At 41.3% G+C, this 2,088-nt stretch carries 3 protein-coding genes; all 3 read right to left on the bottom strand.

What is annotated here, in order from left to right; all coding sequences use genetic code 11:
- Positions 1 to 235: 235 nt before the first annotated feature.
- A complete protein-coding gene (locus AERO9A_RS22210; protein ID WP_159974130.1) occupies positions 236 to 604 on the bottom strand; it encodes a hypothetical protein in 369 nt (122 codons plus the stop codon).
- Between the two features lies 1 nt (position 605).
- Positions 606 to 1,103, bottom strand: a complete 498-nt coding sequence (locus tag AERO9A_RS22205; RefSeq protein WP_159974129.1) for a hypothetical protein — start codon at positions 1,101 to 1,103, stop codon at positions 606 to 608.
- A gap of 104 nt (positions 1,104 to 1,207) precedes the next feature.
- Entirely contained in the window at positions 1,208 to 1,882 is a 675-nt protein-coding gene (locus AERO9A_RS22200; RefSeq protein ID WP_159974128.1) for a hypothetical protein, read from the bottom strand.
- Positions 1,883 to 2,088 lie beyond the last annotated feature (206 nt).

Genomic DNA, 2,088 nt, shown 5'->3' with positions numbered 1-2,088 from the left:
GGTGAATAGCGAAACTGTCGGAACAGGCGAGTCCTGCAGCGGAGCAAGGCCGATAACAAGTGTGATCACCGTGATCGATTGAACGCTTGGCCCCCGCTGCGCGAACTACAGAATGGCCAGGGCGTGAACGCCCACAACAGGCCGAATATACGAATGCAACCGCGCTGACGACAGGATCGAAAAGCTATTACTCACTACTGGTGGGGAGAGTCCATATAAGTTGTTAGGTGTATTTCTACGTATTTTTACCAATTTGAGGCAAAAATAGCTCTTCAATTGTTGACTCGGCAGACTCTTTAACCGCTTTAGATGGCTCAGGGTCAAGTTTAGATTCAACCATGTTTATGGCGTCCATCCATTTCATGTATTCATCATCTGAGAATTCAGCTGCTTTTTTGCCAGATATTTTCTCGACAAGATCAATAAGTAAAAGCGTCAGTTTCTTTGCCTCTTTAGAGGGGGCACTCTGAAAGTCGTCATCAAAGAAGTCTTTTTCATATTCCTCAAAATAATCAGCTTGCTTTATGTATCTGCTCAGGTAATAAAATGCGGCTCTTGCGTCAGAGATATTATGGCCTGACACGATGCTTTCTAGTTCGATCATTTTAACCAATCCTAATAATATCAAATGCTGATTGAGGTAGATCTGACAAGATATACTCGTGAGACAATGGGTTTGCTCGATCTTTTACATCAACCTTTTGATAATATGGCACAGCTTCAAGCCGAGAGATTACACACAGTAGAGGCCTAAAGTGCTGGTCTTTTGCTTTTTTGGAAATATACACAATTTCATCATGTGCTTCTTGAGTGATTCTTCCTAGCCTCAGCATAATAGAGGCACCCTTTCTGATTCCTCTCCTGTTTAAATCTATTTTTGTATTGTGGTGGTCTGCTGCATCCACTTCCTTTTTAAGGGTGTTGTAAATTTCTATAGGGGATGAGCTTGGGGGTACAGTGAAGTGCGGGGACTCAAAGTCAGAACCAAAATATGGGGTGCACCACATGTAATGTTTATCGCTATAGAATTTCTTATTTATATTGTAAGCCAGTGTTGTCATGGCTGAATAAAGTATCGGGTGGGTTATATCTTTTAGTGACATCAATGTCCCTCTTTTTTGATATTCACAATTATACGTAAACCTAACGCCCGCATTTGCGGCTGGTTTGGAGCGCAGCGGAAAACCAGTCCGACTACATGCGTTTGTTATGTGTGTTTTTTAACATTGATTAACTTCTTCGTGTCTACTACCACCTCAAACTCAATCGATTGGTCGGAAAACAAAAGATGATCTCTTGAGTAAATAGTTTCGACTACTATTCTTTTCTCTTCCTTAAACCAAGGCTGACTTTGGTAATGCCTAAACGCAAAGTCTTTAGCCACATCCAACGAAGTCGTCCAAGCTTGCCCGTATGAGTTATTATCGAACTCACCAACATCACATCCACGATAAATTTTTATAGTTGAATCTAATGTGTTGATATCGTTTGGTTCCAAACGATCTATGAGTGTTACCTTTGGATGCCAAGCTTCATTTTCTTGACGCGTATACAACTGATGAAGTCCATTATATGCATAACATGAAAATGAATGTCGCAGAGCATCAAATACCTGCAAAACTTCTTCATCTTCGATTTCGTCCGACAGTGAACAATAATGCGATCTGATCAGTTCCTCTGCCTCATTATCGACACCACTATATAAATCTCGAACCTCACCTTTGGCTTCGAAAGCCTTGATTGCATCAATGTATTTCTCAATAGCATCAACAGCAATTATCTTAAAATTAGAAAAAAATGGTTCGTTTAACTTGGATTCTATAGAGCAAACATTGATCCTCATTTCATTCGCCATAAATTCCTTGTATGGAGTACCAAACATAATCAATTCTCAAATATAAACACATAACGTTTGGTTAAGGGGCCGGCTTTAGCCGGTCCCGAACGAGCGAAGCGAGTGACTTGAATGCTGTAATGGACTCTCCCCACACCACAGTTCTATACCAAGGTGTCGAGGATTTTTGAGCGGGAGAGTCGTTATGAAGCGCATTGCCGTTGATCTGGCCAAGTCCGTTTACCAAGTTGCCG

The sequence above is a fragment of the Pseudomonas sp. 8Z genome (assembly GCF_902506535.1).
In the GTDB taxonomy this organism is placed as follows: domain Bacteria; phylum Pseudomonadota; class Gammaproteobacteria; order Pseudomonadales; family Pseudomonadaceae; genus Aquipseudomonas.
This window is presented reverse-complemented; position numbering and strand designations above follow the sequence as displayed.